The 18,224-nt window shown below is 64.7% G+C and carries 16 protein-coding genes; 2 read left to right on the top strand and 14 right to left on the bottom strand.

Annotation, left to right across the window (positions count from 1 at the left end; translation table 11 throughout):
* Positions 1 to 14 precede the first annotated feature (14 nt).
* From LT948_RS30065 to cfaB, 5 genes are all read right to left on the bottom strand, one after another.
* The gene (locus LT948_RS30065) at positions 15 to 1,259 is read right to left on the bottom strand and encodes a serine hydrolase domain-containing protein (RefSeq protein ID WP_016264006.1); all 1,245 of its coding nucleotides are present in this window, start codon (positions 1,257 to 1,259) and stop codon (positions 15 to 17) included.
* A gap of 86 nt (positions 1,260 to 1,345) precedes the next feature.
* A complete protein-coding gene (locus tag LT948_RS30060) occupies positions 1,346 to 1,744 on the bottom strand; it encodes a DUF1850 domain-containing protein (RefSeq protein ID WP_023092809.1) in 399 nt (132 codons plus the stop codon).
* Positions 1,741 to 3,765 (bottom strand): TRAP transporter permease, encoded by a 2,025-nt coding sequence (locus tag LT948_RS30055; protein ID WP_003097101.1) that lies wholly within the window; start codon positions 3,763 to 3,765, stop codon positions 1,741 to 1,743. The genes LT948_RS30060 and LT948_RS30055 overlap by 4 nt, the downstream gene beginning before the upstream one ends.
* Positions 3,766 to 3,839: 74 nt before the next feature.
* A complete protein-coding gene (locus LT948_RS30050) occupies positions 3,840 to 4,799 on the bottom strand; it encodes a TAXI family TRAP transporter solute-binding subunit (RefSeq protein WP_003097103.1) in 960 nt (319 codons plus the stop codon).
* 163 nt (positions 4,800 to 4,962) lie between these two features.
* The gene (gene cfaB / locus LT948_RS30045) at positions 4,963 to 6,147 is read right to left on the bottom strand and encodes a C17 cyclopropane fatty acid synthase CfaB (protein WP_010793612.1); all 1,185 of its coding nucleotides are present in this window, start codon (positions 6,145 to 6,147) and stop codon (positions 4,963 to 4,965) included.
* Positions 6,148 to 6,385: 238 nt separating this feature from the next.
* Between cfaB and LT948_RS30040 the strand changes: the two genes are divergently transcribed.
* Positions 6,386 to 7,009 carry an HAD-IB family phosphatase gene (locus tag LT948_RS30040; RefSeq protein ID WP_003097106.1) on the top strand — a complete coding sequence of 208 codons (624 nt, stop codon included), beginning with the start codon at positions 6,386 to 6,388 and terminating at the stop codon, positions 7,007 to 7,009.
* Positions 7,010 to 7,368: 359 nt separating this feature from the next.
* A complete protein-coding gene (locus LT948_RS30035; RefSeq protein ID WP_033996099.1) occupies positions 7,369 to 8,574 on the top strand; it encodes an MFS transporter in 1,206 nt (401 codons plus the stop codon).
* A 63-nt stretch (positions 8,575 to 8,637) separates the two neighbouring features.
* On the opposite strand, the gene glmS is transcribed toward LT948_RS30035, so the two are convergent.
* From glmS to LT948_RS29990, 9 genes are all read right to left on the bottom strand, one after another.
* Positions 8,638 to 10,473: a glutamine--fructose-6-phosphate transaminase (isomerizing) gene (gene glmS, locus LT948_RS30030; protein ID WP_003097120.1), complete on the bottom strand. Its 1,836-nt coding sequence runs from the start codon at positions 10,471 to 10,473 to the stop codon at positions 8,638 to 8,640.
* 15 nt (positions 10,474 to 10,488) lie between these two features.
* Positions 10,489 to 11,262 (bottom strand): DeoR/GlpR family DNA-binding transcription regulator, encoded by a 774-nt coding sequence (locus LT948_RS30025; RefSeq protein WP_003458389.1) that lies wholly within the window; start codon positions 11,260 to 11,262, stop codon positions 10,489 to 10,491.
* A 67-nt stretch (positions 11,263 to 11,329) separates the two neighbouring features.
* Positions 11,330 to 11,839 carry a M23 family metallopeptidase gene (locus LT948_RS30020; RefSeq protein ID WP_003109146.1) on the bottom strand — a complete coding sequence of 170 codons (510 nt, stop codon included), beginning with the start codon at positions 11,837 to 11,839 and terminating at the stop codon, positions 11,330 to 11,332.
* 13 nt (positions 11,840 to 11,852) lie between these two features.
* Positions 11,853 to 13,217: a bifunctional UDP-N-acetylglucosamine diphosphorylase/glucosamine-1-phosphate N-acetyltransferase GlmU gene (gene glmU / locus LT948_RS30015; RefSeq protein WP_003114651.1), complete on the bottom strand. Its 1,365-nt coding sequence runs from the start codon at positions 13,215 to 13,217 to the stop codon at positions 11,853 to 11,855.
* Positions 13,218 to 13,337: 120 nt separating this feature from the next.
* The gene (locus LT948_RS30010) at positions 13,338 to 13,763 is read right to left on the bottom strand and encodes a F0F1 ATP synthase subunit epsilon (RefSeq protein WP_003097128.1); all 426 of its coding nucleotides are present in this window, start codon (positions 13,761 to 13,763) and stop codon (positions 13,338 to 13,340) included.
* Between the two features lie 41 nt (positions 13,764 to 13,804).
* Positions 13,805 to 15,181, bottom strand: a complete 1,377-nt coding sequence (gene atpD, locus LT948_RS30005) for a F0F1 ATP synthase subunit beta (RefSeq protein WP_003097130.1) — start codon at positions 15,179 to 15,181, stop codon at positions 13,805 to 13,807.
* 30 nt (positions 15,182 to 15,211) lie between these two features.
* Positions 15,212 to 16,072 (bottom strand): F0F1 ATP synthase subunit gamma, encoded by an 861-nt coding sequence (gene atpG / locus LT948_RS30000; protein ID WP_003097132.1) that lies wholly within the window; start codon positions 16,070 to 16,072, stop codon positions 15,212 to 15,214.
* A gap of 50 nt (positions 16,073 to 16,122) precedes the next feature.
* A complete protein-coding gene (gene atpA, locus LT948_RS29995; protein WP_003097134.1) occupies positions 16,123 to 17,667 on the bottom strand; it encodes a F0F1 ATP synthase subunit alpha in 1,545 nt (514 codons plus the stop codon).
* Positions 17,668 to 17,685: 18 nt separating this feature from the next.
* Positions 17,686 to 18,222, bottom strand: coding sequence for a F0F1 ATP synthase subunit delta (locus LT948_RS29990; protein ID WP_003097135.1), 537 nt, complete (start codon positions 18,220 to 18,222; stop codon positions 17,686 to 17,688).
* Positions 18,223 to 18,224 lie beyond the last annotated feature (2 nt).

Genomic DNA, 18,224 nt, shown 5'->3' with positions numbered 1-18,224 from the left:
GTTCGCCCACGGCCCTAGCGCAGGGCTTTCACCGCCGCGCCAAGGAAGGCATAGGTCTCCTCCTCGCGATCGTCCATCTCCGGCTTCGGCCAGGCGCTCCAGACCACCGCCACGATCTTCTCCTTGCGGTTGATGTAGAGGTACTGGCCGAAGATGCCCTGGGCTTCGAAGGCCCCGCCGTCATGCTCGGGCAGGGCCTTGGCGCCCACCGGGAAGGTCCACCACTGGTAGCCGTAGCCGAGCGCGTATTCGCCATCGTAGAGCTTGCCCGGGGCCAGGTGGGAAGAAGCCTCGACGCGACTGGCACGATCGACCCACCCTTCGGGAAGGATACGTTCGCCATCGATCACCCCGTCCTCGAGGACGAACTGGCCGAAGCGGCCATAGTCGCGCAGGGTCGCGCTCAAGCCGCTGCTGCCGATCTCTTGCCCGGCCGGCGATTCCAGTTGCCAGAAGCCGTCGCTCTCCATGCCCATCCGCGCCCAGATCCGCTCGGACAGGTAGTCGCTCACCGGAATGCGGGTCGCCGCGTGCAGCAGCTCGCTCTGCAGGTGCGACTCTCCGGTGCTGTAGGTGAAGTGGGTACCGGCCGGGTACTGCCGCGGCAGGCTCGCCAGCAGCCGCAGGATGCCACCGGGACGTTCGGCGAGCTGGGCGTCGAACATCTGCCGGCGGTCGGACTTCGGATCGCGATAGGTCTCGTTCCAGCGGACCCCGGAACTCATCTGCAGGACCTGCTCCACCGTCACCCCCTGGTAGGCGGAGCCGGCCAGGCTCGGCAGGTACTTGTCCACAGGCTGGTCGAGAGCCAGCAGGCCCTGCTGCACGGCGGCGCCCACCAGGGTCGAGGAGATCGACTTGACCACCGAGAACGAGGTCCAGCGCGTGCGTTCGTCGTTGCCCAGGCCGTAGCGCTCCAGGGCGACCTTGCCATCCTTGAGGACCAGCACGCCGCCAACGCGGTTGCGCCGCATGAAATCGTCGACGCCGTATTCCTCGCCGCCGATCCGGTAGCGCGGCGCGATGGCCACACCCGCCGGCAGCGGACGGACCTTGGTCCCCTTGTGGATAACCCGGGTCGGATAGACCTTGTCCATGTTCCGGTAGGTGTCCGGCTGGTATTCCGGGATCAGTTCATAGAGATCGGCGGCACGGCCGATCCGCGGGTTTTCCACAGCCGCGTCGGCGCCGGCCGAGCCGCTTGCCGAGACGAACAGTGCCAGCAGGGCCGGCCGGAAGACTGATATACAGCTACGCATGGACGTTTTCCTTATGACCGGAAGCAGCTCCGGCTTCGTCGTTTTTATGGATGTGGACTGGCGTCGCAGGGTTATCCACAGGACGTTCAGTCGCTCGGGCCCCGTATCGGACACGCCCAGAGTTCGACCGCCGGGCGCTCAGGGTCCGGCGGACCGATCCAGCGCGCCAGCGCATCGCAGCGCCCCTGACGGCAGATCCGGTAGTCGCCGGCCTCCGGTGTGCGCCCCAGCCGCAACGGTTGCAGCGGCGGCAACCCACGGCGGTAATGCCAGGCGCCGTCACGCAGCACGGCGCCCTCGGGAATCTCCATCCCCGCCCCGCTGCCCCGCACCCGGGCCTCTTCCAGCAGCAGGCCGCGCTCGCTCAGGCGATAGTCTTCTTCCCAGAGCACCTTCTCGACCGTGTGTTGCCAGGCCAGGGTGAACGACTGCAGCGGCAGCGTCGCCCAGACGCTGCCGGCCATGCCCAGGCACAGCGCGATCACGCCACCGCCTCGCGCGCACGCTGGCGCCAGAGGTGCCAGCCGATCACCAGCGCGCCGAGGACGAAGCCCAGCTCGTCGCTGATCGGCAAGGCCAGGACCAGGCTGGCTCCCGCGGCGAACGCCACCAGGCGCTCCCACCAGGCCAGCGGCCCCTGCAGGTAGCCGATGGAAGCCATGCCCCACAGGCCGATGGCCAGCACCGCCTTGCAGGTGACATAGAGCGTCGCCCCCCAACCGCCTTCCTGCAGCATCAGCGCCGGGGAATACACCGCCATGAACGGCACCACGAAACCCGCCAGGGCGATGCGCACCGCCCAGAAGCTGATCTTCAATCCCCTTTCCTTGGCGATCGGCGCCGCCGCGAAGCAGGCCAGCGCCACCGGAGGGGTGAGGTCGGCGAGGATGCCGAAGTAGAAGACGAACATGTGCGAGACGATCAGCGGCACCCCCAGTTCCAGCAGCGCCGGCGCGGCGATGGAGCTGGTGATGATGTAGTTGGGGATGGTCGGGATGCCCATTCCCAGGACCAGGCAGGTGACCATGGTCAGGACCAGCGACAGCAGCAGGTTCTCCCGTCCCAGGTCGAGCACGTAGCTGGCGAAGGTGGTGGCGATGCCGGTCAGCGAAATCACCCCGATGATGACTCCCACCAGGGTGCAGGCGATGCCCACCGGAATCGCATGTCGCGCACCTTCGGCGAGGGCGCGGACGCAGATGCGCAGGGTTTCCCGGCCGCCACGGACGAACCAGCAGGCCAGGGCCAGGGCCGCGATCACAACGAAGATCACTCCGATGCCGAGGCGGAAGAACCCCGCGCAGAGCAGCCCCAGCGCCACCCAGAAGGCGATGCGCAGGCCGAGCGAGGACACCCGCAGGATGATCGCCGAACCGAGGATGACGATGGCGGTCAGCGCCAGGCCGATGGTTCCGGAGAACAGCGGCGTGCGCCCGGAGAACAGCAGCGCGATCAGCACCAGCAACGGAATCAGCAGGAACCAGCGCTCGCGGACGGCACCCCAGGCGCTCGGACACTGCTCGCGCGGCAGGCCCTTGAGGTCGGCCCGGCGGGCCTCGAGATGGACCATCCAGTACACCGAGCCGAAATACAGCAAGGCCGGGATCAGCGCCGCCTTGGCGATCTCCACGTAGGGGACGTTGATGGTCTCGGCCATGATGAACGCCACCGCCCCCATCACCGGCGGCATCAGTTGGCTGCCCATGCTCGCGGTCGCCTCGACGCCGCCGGCGAACGCCGGCTTGTAGCCGAAACGCTTCATCAGCGGGATGGTGAACTGTCCGGTGGTGACCACGTTGGCCACGCCGGAGCCGGTGATGGTGCCCATCAGCGCCGAGGAGAATACCGAGACCTTGGCCGGCCCGCCGACCCGGTGGCCGAACAGGCCCATGGCGAAATCGGTGAACAGGCGGATCATGCCGGCCTGCTCGAGGAAGGCGCCGAACAGGATGAACAGATAGATGTAGGTTGCCGACACGTAGGTCGGCGTGCCGTAGAGACCTTCGGTACCGAACGACAGCTGGTTGACGATCTGGTCGAAGCCGTAGCCGCGGTGGGCCAGGTCGCCCGGCAGGTGTTCGCCGAACAGGCCATAGGCAAGAAACAGCGCGCAGATGATCGGCAAGGCGATGCCCATCACCCGTCGCGCCGCCTCGAAGACCAGGACGATCAGCACCACGCCGACGACCATGTCGGCCTGGGTCAGCTCTCCGGAGCGCTGGATCAGGTCGGCCTCGAAAACCCACTGGTAGACCGCCGTGCCCAGGCCGGCCATGCCCAGCAACCAGGCCAACGGCTGCCAGGGGCGACGTATGCCGAAGGCGGGATAGCTGATGTACACCACCAGCAACAGCAGTCCGACGTGCATTGCCCGCAGGACCTGGGTGGAAATCAGGGGAAAGGCCGCGGTGACGACCTGAAACACGGAAAAGGCCAGGGCCACGGCGAACAGCGCGCGCGGCCAGTTTTCCGCCTCGAGGTGCAGCCCGTTCTGATGATCGCTCATGCATCGACTCCCTACAGCCGGAAACGCGGGGAACCCAGTCCGCCGCACGGACCGGGGCTACGGAGAAACGGGCCTCACTCGGGCAGTACGCCCTTCTCCTTGTAGAAGCGCTCGGCGCCTGGATGCAGCGGAATCGGCAGGTTCTTCGCCGCCTTGTCCAGGGCGATGTCCTTGGCGGCAGCATGGGCGGTGACCAGGCGCGGCAGGTTGTCGAACATCAGCTTGGTCATCTGGTAGGCCAGCTCGTCGCTGACCCCGGAGTGGCTGACCAGGATATTGTCGATCGCCACCGTCGGCACGTCCTGCTCCTGGCCGTCGTAGGTGCCGGCGGGAATGCTCGCGGCGTGGTAGGCCGGGCTGTCGATCTTCGCCACCACGTCCGCCGGGATCGCGACGAAGGTGATCGGCATGGTCGAGGCCAGGTCGCGGATGGCCGCCATGCCCAAGCCGGAGGATTGCAGCGTAGCGTCGAGCTGGCGGTTCTTGATCAGCTCCACCGACTCGGCGTAGGGCAGGTACTCCACCTTGCCCATGTCCTCGTAGCTCAGGCCGGCGGCCTTGAAGATCGCCCGGGCGTTCAGCTCGGTACCGCTCTTGGGCGCGCCCACCGAAATGCGTTTGCCTTTCAGGTCGGCCAGGGTCTTGATGCCCGAGGCTTGGCTGGCCACTACCTGGATATAGTTCGGATAGGTATTGCCGATAGCCCGCAGCTTTTTCAACGGCGCCTTGAAGCCGGCGTCGGCGACCCCGTTCCAGGCGTCTGCGACCGAGTCGCCCAGCGCCAGCGCCAGTTCTCCACGCCCGGCCTGCAGCAGGTTGAGGTTCTCGACCGAGGCCTTGGTGGCCTGCACCGAGGTTTTCGCGCCCTGGATATCGTGCCCGTAGATCTGCGAGAGGCCGACCCCTATGGGGTAATAGACCCCGCTGGTGCCGCCGGTGAGGATATTGATGAAGGTCGGCGCGGCGAAGACCGCGGTACTGAAGGTCACCGTTGCGGCAAGCGTGAAAAGACCGAAGCGTCTGCTCAGCGACATGGGAAGTCTCCTGTTCTTATCGTTGTTGTCGCGCTGTCGCGGAAGCGTCCCGGCTTCCCTCGACCGCGCAGGACTTCGTGCAGACTAGACCGCCCCGCCACGCAGGACAATCCGCAAGGACCGATTGCGCGACCGGCTCCGCAAGGGAGCCGGTCGCCGGCGTTCAGGCGTACAGGTCGCGCCGCGACCAGGGCAGCTCGTGGGAGCCATCCTCGTGGGGGCGAATGGCGAGGATCTGGTGCAGGTTGATCCAGCCGCGCTTGAAGCCGTAGGCACATCCGGCCAGGTACAGCCGCCAGATCCGCAGGGTTTCCTCGGGCACCAGGCGAGCCGCCTCCTTCAGCCTGGCTTCCAGGTTGGCGCTCCAAAAGTCCAGGGTCCGGGCGTAGTGCAGACGCAGGCTTTCCACGTCGACTACTTCCAGCCCGGCTTCGCTCATCCGCGCCACCGCCAGCGACAGGTGCGGCAGCTCGCCGTGGGGAAACACGTAGCGATCGATGAAGTCGCCGGCCCCCTTGCCCACCGGGCGGCCGTCGGTGTAGCGCGAGGTGATGCCGTGGTTCATCACCAGGCCGCCGGGACGCACCGCATCGTAGAGTTGCTGGAAGTACAGCCCCAGGTTGGCGTGCCCGACGTGCTCGAACATGCCGACGCTGACCACCTTGTCGAAGCGACCATCGCGCGGCAGGTCGCGGTAGTCCAGCAGCTTGAGGGTGACCCGGTCCTCCAGGCCTTCGGCCTTGACCCGCTTCCGCCCGAGCGCCAGCTGCTCCTTGCTCAATGTGATGCCAGTGACCTCGACGCCGAACTCGCGAGCGGCCAGGCGCGCCAGGCCCCCCCAGCCGCAACCGACATCGAGCAGCTTCTCGCCCGGCTGCAGTCGCAGCTTGCGACACAGGTGGCGGAGCTTGGCCAGTTGCGCAGTGGCGAGGTCTTCCTTGCCGGTCTCGAAATAGGCGCAGGAATAGACCATTTCCGGATCCAGCCAGAGCTGGTAGAAGTCGTTGGACAGGTCGTAGTGGTAATGGATGGCTTCGGCGTCGGTGACCTTGTCGTGGCTTTCGCGAACCGGCGGCGCGGCGCCATCGGGTCCGCCGAGCGCTTCGCTGAGGGCATCGCCGATACCGATGACCTGGCTGATCGGTCCTTCGATGTCGAGGCGCTTCTCGACGTAGGCCTTGCCCAGCGCATCGAGGCTGGGATGGGTGATCTCGGTTAGCAGCGAGGGATCGCGAATGACCATGGTTACCTGTGGATCCGGCCCCAGATCGAACGCCTGAGCATCGCCGATGCGGATCCGCAACGGCAGTTGCAGGGACAGCAACTCAGAGGGGAGCTGTGCAATCATGCCAAACCTCCTGGTCACAAGACGGAATCACTATAGTCCAGTACCTTGATAGAGTTTTGCTATCGGCTACTTAGCCTCCTATCTATCGATGCAAAACCCTCTGAACACTCGGATTCAGGTTAGCAGCCAGTCTGCCTATGAATAATTGACAGTTTTGATATACAAACTTTCCCTTGCTGCAATAACGGAACGACGCATAGTCCGTGTCAAAGGAAAGGAAGCGATATAAGGAACGCCGATGAACGAGACCGTGTCCCTCGAAACACGCGAAGTACGCTTTCTCTCCGTGTTCGACTTCGACGGTACGCTGACATACCGAGACAGCTTCGTGCCCTTCCTGCGCTTCGCCTTCGGCAACCGGGTGTTCGTCCGCCGCATGCTGCGCATGGCAGGACCCAGCCTGGCCTATCTCTGCCGGCGTATCGGCCGCGACGACCTGAAGGCGCGCCTGATCGCCACCTTCCTCACCGATGTGCCCGTACATGTGCTGGAAGAGCGGGCGCTGGCCTACCAGAACCGCTTCTGGGAAACACTGATGCGTCCCCACGCATTGACCGCGGTGGCCGACCAGGTCAGCAGCGGCAGCACCGTGACCATCTGTTCCGCCTCACCTTCGCTGCTACTCAGGCCGTTCGCCGAGAAGCTCGGGGTGCACCTGATCGCCACCGAGCTGGAAGTGGTAGACGGCGTACTGACCGGCAGGATCGTCGGCCGCAACTGCCGGCGCGACGAGAAAGTCTGCCGCCTGGAGCGGCACTACGGTCCGCTGACCCAATACTCCCTGCGCGCCTGGGGCGACTCGCGCGGCGATACGGAACTGCTGGCGGCGGCGCTGGAGCGCTTCTGGAAACCGTTCCGCTGACCTGTTGCCGGGTATGGTCTGGTCCGAGTATCAATCCAAAGTGGGAACCAAACCGGGGCGAATGTCGCGATATCCGGCAGGAGAGCAAAATTCGGCTAACGTTCCCATAGGGTAGTTTCTCCTGCGCTCCCAAGCCCGGGCGGTTCCGCTTGCGGCGATACTCCGAAGCCTTCTTCGATGAAATCGTGCACTGGCGCCCGGAATCTCGCTTCGTTCCCTTCTTTTCTCCCCGCCGTTCCCGCACCAGCCACACAACCATCCCTTCCATAGCCCGAGCGGTTCATCCCTGGCCCTGGCGCCGGCTCCGCGAGCCGGCGCCCCCTTGGCGTTCGTCCGCTCATTCAGCCAAAGAGAACATCATGAACCAGAAAATTTCCCCGCCTTCACAGAAGCTCGACGGCCTGTTCCTGCTGGCCCTGTCGATGGCCGTGTTCTTCGTCGGCGTGACCGAGTTCATGCTGTCCTCCATGCTCGGGCCGCTGGCGCAGGCGTTCCACACCACTACCAGCGGCGCCGCCTGGCTGATCTCCAGCTACGCGTTCTCCTATGCGATCGCCGCGCCGTTGCTGGGCTACTTCTCCGACCGCATGCAACGCAGGAAGCTGCTGCTGCTCGCCCTGATCCTCTTCGCCGTCGATACCCTGGCCATCGTCATCGCCCCGACCCTGGAAATTGCCGTTGTCCTGCGGGTAATCGGGGGCATCGCCTCGGCAATCATCATTCCGACCACCTTCGCCCTGGTCGCGGAGGTGGTCGCCCCGCAAAGACAGGCCGGTGTCATGGGCCAGGTGATGCTCGGCATGACCCTCGGCATTGCCGCCGGCCCGGCACTGGCCGGCCTCCTCTCGGACTTCTTCGGCTGGGCGACGCCCTTCCTGATGGTCTCGTGCGGTTGCGTGCTGGTCTTCCTGATGGCGCGCCAGCGCCTTCCCGTGCAAGCCGTGGCACCGCGCGCCGAGGGCCACGCGCTGGGCTGGTGCAGGCAATGGAGCATCCTCAGGCCACTGATCGCCAAGGGGGCCTGGAACGGCACCGGGGTCGCCGGCCTGCTTCTCTCGGGAGAGGTGCTGCGCCAGCGCTACGGCTTCAGCACCGCGCAGATAGGCGTCAGCATCGCCGCCTTCGGCGTGGGCCTGGCCGTGGGCAACCTCGCCGCGGGTTACCTGCAACGTTATCTGAAGCGCGACGAAGACATGCTCCTGCTGGTGCTGGCGCTCCTGGTGCTATCGATGTCGACCTTCATGCTCCTGCCGCTAACGTTGCCCGTGGCACTCTGCTGCCTGGGCGCCTGGGGCGCCGCGCTGGGCCTGGGCGCGCCGGCGGGCACGGTGGTACTCGCCTCGCGCTCCGGGCCGGACAAGGGCATGGTGCTGTCGTTCGCCGAGACGTTCAACAACATCGCTATTCTCGCCAGCGTGCCCCTGGCTGTGCGACTGCTGGAGCTGAGGGGGCCGCCCGCCACCCTGTGGGTATTGGGCATCGGCCTGGGGATCGGCGCCTGGCTCACCGTGCTGGACTGGTTCGCCAGCCGCAGGAGCGACGAGGCGCTGCCGTTGCGCGATTGACGGCGAGCGCCGCGATCACCGGGGCCGCATGCCTGCCCCGGCTTCTCGGGTACGCGGCCAGCGTTACTCGACGGTGACCGACTTGGCCAGGTTGCGCGGCTGGTCGACGTCGGTGCCCTTGAGCACGGCGACATGGTACGAGAGCAATTGCAACGGGATGGTGTAAAGGATCGGCGAGAGCACGTCGCCGATGTGCGGCATGCCCACCACATGGGTGCCCTCGCCAGCCTCGATGCCCGCGCCTTCGTCGGCGAACACCACCAGTTCGCCGCCGCGGGCGCGGACTTCCTGCAGGTTCGACTTGAGCTTCTCCACCAGCTCGTTGTTCGGCGCCACGGTAACCACCGGCATGTCGCTGTCCACCAGCGCCAGCGGACCATGCTTGAGTTCGCCGGCCGGGTAGGCTTCGGCATGGATATAGGAAATTTCCTTGAGCTTCAGCGCGCCTTCCAGGGCCACCGGGAACTGCGCGCCACGGCCGAGGAACAGGGTGTGGTGCTTCTCGGCGAACAGCTCGGAAACCTTCTCCACCGTCCGGTTCATCGCCAGCGCCTCGCCCAGCCGGGTCGGCAGGCGACGCAGTTCGTCCACCAGCTCGGCTTCGACGCCATCGGCCAGGCGCTTCTGCACCTGGCCGATGCCCAGGGTCAGCAGCAGCAGGGCGACCAACTGGGTGGTGAAGGCCTTGGTCGAGGCCACGCCGATTTCCGGGCCGGCCTGGGTCAGCAGGGTCAGGTCGGATTCGCGCACCAGCGAACTGGTGGCAACGTTGCAGATCGCCACGCTGGAGAGGAAGCCCAGCTCCTTGGCGTTGCGCAGGGCAGCCAGGGTGTCGGCGGTCTCACCGGACTGGGAGATGGTGACGAACAGGCAATCCGGCTGCACCGCGACCTTGCGGTAGCGGAACTCGCTGGCAACCTCCACCTGGCAGGGAATCCCGGTCAGGCTTTCCAGCCAGTAACGGGCGACCATGCCGGCGTGGTAGCTGGTACCGCAGGCGACGATCTGCACGTTGCGAACCTTGGCGAACAGCTCCGCCGCCTGCGGGCCGAAGCTTTCCACCATTACCTGGTTCTGCCCGAGGCGGCCTTCCAGGGTGCGCTGCACGACGCTGGGCTGCTCGTGGATTTCCTTGAGCATGAAGTGCCGGTACTCGCCCTTGTCGGCGGCTTCGGCGCCTTCGTGGTACTGCACGGTCTCGCGCTGCACGTCGTTGCCCTGGACATCCCACAGGCGCACGCTGTCGCGACGGATCTCGGCGATATCGCCTTCTTCCAGGTAGATGAAGCGGTCGGTCACCTGGCGCAGCGCCAGTTGGTCGGAAGCGAGGAAGTTCTCGCCAAGCCCGAGGCCGATCACCAGCGGGCTGCCGCTGCGGGCGGCGACGATGCGGTCCGGCTGCGCCGCGCTGATCACTGCCAGGCCATAGGCCCCGTGCAATTCCTTGACCGCGTCCTTCAGCGCCAGGGTCAGGTCGCCGATGGACTGCAGCTTGTGATGCAGCAGGTGGACGATGACCTCGGTGTCGGTTTGCGAGGTGAACACGTAGCCCAGGCCCTTGAGCCGCTCACGGAGAGGTTCGTGGTTCTCGATGATGCCGTTGTGCACCACCGCCAGTTCGTCGCTGGAGAAATGCGGGTGGGCGTTGCCTTCGGTTGGCGCGCCGTGGGTCGCCCAGCGGGTATGGGCGATGCCCAGGCGGCCGAGCAGCGGCGTACCGGCCAGGCCTTCCTCCAGGCTGGCGACCTTGCCGACCCGGCGGCAGCGCTGCAGCCTGCCTTCGTTATCGAAGACCGCCACGCCGGCGCTGTCGTAGCCGCGATACTCGAGGCGCTTGAGGCCTTCGATGAGGATGGGGGTGATGTTGCGCTCGGCGATCGCGCCTACGATTCCACACATGGGGTCTTTCTCCTTTCAGGCCTCGACCGGGGCGCAGATCAGCGTGACGCCCCGGGCGGTTATCTGTTCGCGCGCGGAAGGTTCCAGGCGCTCGTCGGTAATCAGGGTATGGATGCTGCTCCAGGGCAATTCCTGGTTGGGAATGCGCCGACCGACCTTGTCGGCCTCGGCCATGACGATCACCTCGCGGGCGACCTCGGCCATCACCCGGCTCAGGCCCAGCAATTCGTTGAACGTGGTCGTCCCGCGTTCGAGATCGATGCCGTCGGCACCGATGAATAGTTGGTCGAAGTCATAGGAACGCAGCACCTGCTCGGCAACCTGCCCCTGGAACGACTCGGAATGCGGATCCCAGGTCCCCCCGGTCATCAGCAGCACCGGCTCGTGCTCCAGTTCGCGCAGGGCGTTGACCACGTTCAGTGAGTTGGTCATCACCACCAGGCCCGGCTTGTGCCCGAGTTCGGGGATCATCGCCGCGGTGGTGCTGCCACTGTCGATGATGATCCGCGCATGCTCGCGGATGCGCGCCGCGGCGGCGCGACCGATAGCCTGCTTGTAGGGCGAGACGGGCTGCGCGGCTTCGCCGATCAGTTCCTGCGGCATCGGCACCGCACCGCCGTAGCGACGCAACAGCAGGCCGTGGCTTTCCATGGCGGCGAGGTCCTTGCGGATGGTCACTTCCGAGGTGGAAAAGCGCTTGGCGAGTGCGTCCACGCTGACCTCGCCCTGCTCGGAAAGCAGCGCGAGGATGGCATGGCGACGTTGCGGCGTATTACGTTTCGAGATCACTTAAGTTTCGTTTCGAAAGAAAAGTGTGCGAATCAAAACTTATCCGGCGATTCCCGTCAATGACTTTTCATCGGCTCGGCAGCACCGTATTGGGATCGAGGTAGAACATTTTCTTCCAACCCTGGGTGCTGGCGTCGGCCAGCCAGGGATAGGGCAGCAAGGTGATGATCGCGTAGTGCAGGTGGGCCGGCTTGCCGCGCGCGTTGCCGGTGGTTCCGACCGCACCCAGGCGGGAACCGGCGAGGACCGGCTGGCCCGGATAGGTGTCGAGGCTATCGAGATGGGCGTAGTAATGCAGGCGCCACTTGGGCGCCAGCACCAGGACGACCTTGCCGCCGAGGGCGATCTCCCCGCGATAGAGCACCAGGCCGTAGCTGGCGGAGCGTACGGGGGTGCCGCTGCGGGCGAAGATGTCGATGCCCTTGTGCACTCCGGAGCGCCCCCAGGGCTCGAACCAGAAGGTTCGCGGATTCCAGTCGCGGGCACTGGCGCCTTCGACGGGTATCCGCGGCCATTCGGGCAGCACCGCCCAGGCTATGAGCAGCCCCAGCACGATCCATTTCGCAGGCTTCGGCATCCGTGCCGCTCCGTTACTTCTTGATTTTTTCCGGGCGCTTCCAGTTTTCCAGGTTCTTCTGCCGGGCGCGGCCGAAGGCCAGGTTCTTCGCCGGAACCTCATGGGTGATGGTGGAGCCGGCCGCGGTCGTCGCGCCATCGCCGATCTTCAGCGGCGCCACCAGCGAGTTGTTCGAGCCGATGAACACATCGTCGCCCAGCTCGGTGCGGAACTTGTTCGCGCCATCGTAGTTGCAGGTGATGGTGCCGGCGCCGATGTTGCAGTTGGCGCCCAGCTCGGCATCGCCCAGGTAGCTCAGGTGGCCGGCCTTGCTGCCCTCGCCCAGGCGGGCATTCTTCAGTTCGACGAAGTTGCCGACATGGGCCCGAGCGCCGAGCACGCTGCCCGGACGCAGGCGGGCGAACGGACCGGCATCGCTACCCTCGCCCAGCTCCGCGCCTTCCAGATGGCTGTTGGCCTTGATCACCGCGCCACGCCGCAGGACGCTGTCGCGAATCACGCAGTTCGGTCCGATGCGCACGTCGTCCTCGATCACCACGCGGCCTTCCAGCACCACGTTGACGTCGATCAGCACGTCGCGGCCGACCGAGATTTCGCCACGGACATCCAGGCGCTGCGGATCGAGCAGGGTCACGCCCTGGCGCATCAGCTCCTCCGCGCGCAGGCGCTGGTAGTGACGCTCCAGCTGGGCCTGTTGCATGCGGTCATTGACGCCCTGCACTTCCATCGCGTCCAGCGGTTGGGCGCTGGCAACCACCAGGCCGTCGCCGACCGCCATGGCGATCACGTCGGTCAGGTAGTACTCGCCCTGGGCGTTGTCGTTGGACAGGCGGCCGAGCCAGTCGGCAAGGCGCTTGCCCGGCACCGCGAGGATGCCGGTGTTGATCTCGCCGATCTGGCGCTGCGCCGGGGTCGCGTCCTTGTGCTCGACGATGGCCTGCACCGCGCCCTGGTCGTCACGGACGATGCGGCCGTAGCCGGTGGGGTCGAGCATGTCGACGGTGAGCAACGACAACTGGTCCGGGGTGACTTGCGCCAGCAGGCGCTGCAAGGTGTCCAGCTGGATCAGCGGCACGTCGCCGTAGAGGATCAGCACCTGGTCTGCACTGAGGAACGGCAGGGCCTGGGCCACCGCATGGCCCGTACCGAGCTGTTCGGCCTGGAGCACGAAATTCAGGTCGTCGGCGGCCATCCGCTCACGCACCAGATCCGCGCCGTGGCCGATCACCACGTGGATCCGTTCCGGCTGCAACTGGCGCGCGCAGTCGATGACGTGGCCGAGCATCGGCTTGCCGGCAATGGGATGGAGGACCTTGGGCAGGGCCGAACGCATGCGGGTGCCCTGGCCGGCGGCGAGAATCACGATTTCAAGGGACATGGACTGGACTACCGTTCCTGGTGGTCACAGGCAAAACCTGTGAGTGAAGATGCAAAACGAAAAAAGGGTAGCCCACAGGCTACCCTTTTCCCTGACACCGCTAGAAGTACCGGCTGGAAATCAGCCGCCGAACTTCTTGCGCAGTTGCTGGACGGTGCGCAGCTGGGCTGCGGCTTCGGCCAGACGCGCGGCAGCGGCGCTGTAGTCGAACTCGGCGCCCTTGCCCTGCAGCGCCTTTTCGGCAGCCTTCAGGGCTTCCTGGGCGGCCGCTTCGTCGAGGTCGCCGGCACGAACCACGGTGTCGGCGAGGACCTTGACCATGTTCGGCTGGACTTCGAGGAAACCGCCGGAGATGTAGTACACCTCCTGCTCGCCGCCCTGCTTGACCAGGCGGATGGGGCCCGGTTTCAGGTCGGTGATCAGCGGCGCGTGGCCCGGGGCGATACCCAGGTCACCCAGAGCGCCGTGCGCGATAACCATCTCGACCAGGCCGGAGAAGATCTCCGCCTCGGCGCTGACGATGTCGCAATGGACTGTTATGGCCATACGCTTGCCTCACATGAGCGCCCGTCGCCGGGCGCACAGGATTACAGTTTTTTGGCTTTCTCGACCGCTTCTTCGATACCGCCGACCATGTAGAACGCCTGCTCCGGCAGGTGATCGTAGTCGCCGTTGAGAATGCCCTTGAAGCCAGCGATGGTGTCCTTCAGGGAAACGTACTTGCCCGGCGAGCCGGTGAAGACTTCCGCTACGAAGAACGGCTGGGACAGGAAGCGCTGGATCTTACGAGCGCGCGCCACCAGCAGCTTGTCGGCTTCGGACAGTTCGTCCATGCCCAGGATCGCGATGATGTCCTTCAGCTCCTTGTAGCGCTGCAGAACATACTGGACGCCGCGAGCGGTGTCGTAGTGATCCTGGCCGATCACCAGCGGATCGAGCTGGCGAGAGGTCGAGTCCAGCGGGTCGACCGCGGGGTAGATACCCAGCGAGGCGATGTCACGGGACAGTACGACGGTCGCGTCCAGGTGGGCGAAGGTGGTCGCCGGGGACGGGTCGGTGAGGTCGTCCGCGGGAACGTATACGGCCTGGATCGAGGTGATCGAACCTTTCTTGGTGGAGGTGATGCGTTCCTGCAGAACGCCCATCTCTTCGGCCAGGGTCGGCTGATAGCCCACCGCGGACGGCATACGGCCCAGCAGTGCGGACACTTCGGTACCGGCGAGGGTGTAACGGTAGATGTTGTCGATGAACAACAGAACGTCACGGCCTTCGTCACGGAACTTCTCGGCCATGGTCAGGCCGGTCAGTGCGACGCGCAGACGGTTGCCCGGCGGCTCGTTCATCTGGCCGTATACCAGGGCTACCTTGTCCAGTACGTTGGAGTCCTTCATCTCGTGGTAGAAGTCGTTACCCTCACGAGTACGCTCGCCCACACCCGCGAACACGGAATAACCGCTGTGCTCGATGGCGATGTTACGGATCAGTTCCATCATGTTGACGGTCTTGCCCACGCCGGCGCCGCCGAACAGGCCTACCTTGCCGCCCTTGGCGAACGGGCAGACCAGGTCGATCACCTTGATGCCGGTTTCCAGCAGCTCGTTGCCGCCAGCCTGGTCGGCATAGGACGGAGCTTCGCGGTGGATGCCCCAGCGCTCTTCTTCGCCGATGGGGCCGGCTTCGTCGATCGGGTTGCCCAGTACGTCCATGATCCGGCCCAGGGTCGCTTTACCGACCGGCACGGAGATGGCAGCACCAGTGCTGTCCACGTTCAGGCCACGCTTGAGGCCTTCGGTGGAACCCATCGCAATGGAACGAACCACGCCGTCGCCCAGCTGCTGCTGGACTTCCAGGGTGGTTTCAACGCCCTGAACCTTCAGGGCTTCATAGATGCTCGGCACGGCATCGCGCGGGAATTCCACGTCGATCACGGCGCCGATGATTTGAACGATACGTCCGCTACTCATGTCTGGTTCCTCTGAATTTTGAACCTGTTCTTACACCGCGGCAGCGCCGCCGACGATTTCCGAGATTTCCTGGGTGATCGCCGCCTGACGCGCCTTGTTGTAGATCAGCTGCAAATCGCTGATCAGCTCGCCGGCGTTGTCGGTAGCGTTCTTCATTGCAATCATCCGGGCCGCCTGCTCACAGGCGTTATTCTCAACCACGGCCTGGTACACCTGGGATTCCACGTAACGCACCAGCAGCCCGTCGAGGAGCGACTTGGCGTCGGGTTCGTAGAGATAGTCCCAGTGGTGCTTCAGCTCCTGATCGTCATCGGCCACCAGCGGAATCAGCTGTTCCACGGTCGGCTTCTGGGTCATGGTGTTGACGAACTTGTTGGAGACCACGAACAGGCGATCGATACGGCCTTCGAGGTATGCGTCGAGCATCACCTTGACACTGCCGATCAGGTCGTTGATCGAAGGCTCTTCGCCGAGGTGGCTGATAGCTGCCACGACGTTGCCGCCGAAACTGCGGAAGAACGAAGCGCCCTTGCTACCGATCACGCAAAGGTCGATTTCCGCCCCTTGCTCGCGGTAGCCGCTCATGTCCTTGACGAGGGACTTGAACAGGTTGATGTTCAGACCGCCGCACAGACCACGGTCACTGCTCACCACGATGTAGCCGACGCGCTTGACTTCACGCTCGACCATGAACGGGTGACGGTATTCCGGGTTGGCGTTGGCCAGATGGCCGATCACCTGGCGAATACGCTCCGCGTAGGGACGGCCGGCCGCCATGCGCATTTGTGCCTTGCGCATCTTGCTCACCGCCACTTTTTCCATGGCATTGGTGATCTTTTGCGTGCTTTTGATGCTCGCAATCTTGCTGCGAATCTCTTTTGCGCCTGCCATTTGACACCTATCGGGTTAGCAGGCGGGAGCCTCGCGGCTCCCGCTGCGGCTTACCAGGTTTGGGTGGCCTTGAACTTCTCGATGCCGGCCTTGATGCCCGCGTCGATTTCGTCGTTGAAGTCACCTTTCTCGTTGATCTTCGCCAGCAGAGCGGCATGCTCGCGCTGGAAGTAGGAGATCAACGCCTGCTCGAAGCTACCGACCTTGGCGATTTCGACGTCCTGCAGGAAGCCACGCTCGGCGGCATACAGGGACAGCGACATCTCGGCGATCGACATCGGCGCGTACTGCTTCTGCTTCATCAGCTCGGTAACGCGCTGACCATGCTCCAGCTGCTTGCGGGTCGCTTCGTCCAGGTCCGAGGCGAACTGGGCGAAGGCCGCCAGTTCACGGTACTGGGCCAGAGCGGTACGAATGCCGCCGGACAGCTTCTTGATGATCTTGGTCTGGGCCGCGCCACCTACGCGGGATACCGAGATACCGGCGTTGACGGCCGGACGGATACCCGAGTTGAACATGGCGGATTCCAGGAAGATCTGGCCGTCGGTGATCGAGATCACGTTGGTCGGAACGAACGCGGAAACGTCGCCGGCCTGGGTCTCGATGATCGGCAGCGCGGTCAGCGAGCCGGTCTTGCCGGTCACGGCGCCGTTGGTGAACTTCTCGACATACTCTTCGGAAACGCGGGAAGCGCGCTCCAGCAGACGGCTGTGGAGATAGAACACGTCGCCCGGGTAGGCTTCGCGGCCCGGCGGACGGCGCAGCAGCAGGGAGATCTGGCGATAAGCCACGGCCTGCTTGGACAGGTCGTCGTAGACGATCAGGGCGTCTTCACCGCGATCACGGAAGTATTCGCCCATGGTGCAACCGGAGTACGGCGCCAGGTATTGCAGGGCGGCGGACTCGGAGGCGCTGGCGGCGACCACGATGGTGTTGGCCAGGGCACCGTTCTCTTCCAGCTTGCGTACGACGTTGGCGATAGTGGATTGCTTCTGGCCGATGGCCACGTAGACGCACTTAATGCCGCTGTCTTTCTGGTTGATGATGGCGTCGACCGCGAGGGCGGTCTTGCCGATCTGGCGGTCGCCGATGATCAGCTCGCGCTGGCCACGGCCTACCGGGATCATGGCGTCGACCGACTTGTAGCCGGTCTGTACCGGCTGGTCTACCGACTTACGCCAGATCACGCCCGGAGCGACCTTCTCGACCGCGTCGGTGGCCTTGGCGTCGATCGGGCCCTTGCCGTCGATCGGATTGCCCAGTGCATCGACTACGCGACCCAGCAGTTCCGGACCAACCGGAACCTCCAGGATGCGCCCGGTGCACTTGGCGTTCATGCCTTCGGCGAGGCCCTGGTATTCACCCAGGACCACGGCACCCACGGAATCCTGCTCCAGGTTCAGCGCCATACCGTAGACGCCGCCCGGGAACTCGATCATCTCGCCGTACATGACGTCGGCCAGACCGTAGATGCGCACGATACCGTCGGACACGCTGACGATGGTGCCTTCGTTTCGTGCTTGGGAGGCGACGTCGAGTTTCTCGATGCGCCCCTTGATGATTTCACTAATTTCGGAAGGATTGAGTTGCTGCATGCCGCTGCCCCTTCAAACTCAAGATTTCAACGCTTCGGCCAGTTTCGCGAGCTTGCCGCGCACCGAGCCATCGATTACCAAGTCACCGGCGCGAATGATCACGCCGCCGATCAGGCTCGCGTCTTCCGACGCATGTAGCCGCACTTCGCGACTGAGCCGGGCGCTGAGAGCCTTGGCGAGTTTGTCCTGCTGTTCTTTGCTCAAGGTGAAGGCACTGGTGACTTCTACCTCGACCGACTTTTCCTGCTCGGCCTTCAACTGCTCGTACATCTCAGCGATGGTCGGCAGCAGTTCGAGCCGCTTGTTCTCAGCCACAGTCCGGACGAAGTTCTGGGCTGGTGCATTCAGCTTGTCGCCGCACACATCGATCAGGCTCTGGGCCTTGGCCGAAGAGGTCAGCTGAGGCTCTTTGAGCAGCTGGCGCACGGTGTCGTCCTGCGACACTGCGGCCAGCACACCCAGCGCAGCCGACCAATCGGCCAGTTGCTGATGAGCCTGGGCGTACTCGAAAGCCGCCTTTGCGTAGGGACGAGCCAACGTGGTCAGTTCTGCCATAG

The organism is Pseudomonas sp. CP-1 (genome assembly GCF_021213715.1).
Classification (GTDB): domain Bacteria; phylum Pseudomonadota; class Gammaproteobacteria; order Pseudomonadales; family Pseudomonadaceae; genus Pseudomonas; species Pseudomonas aeruginosa.
This window is presented reverse-complemented; position numbering and strand designations above follow the sequence as displayed.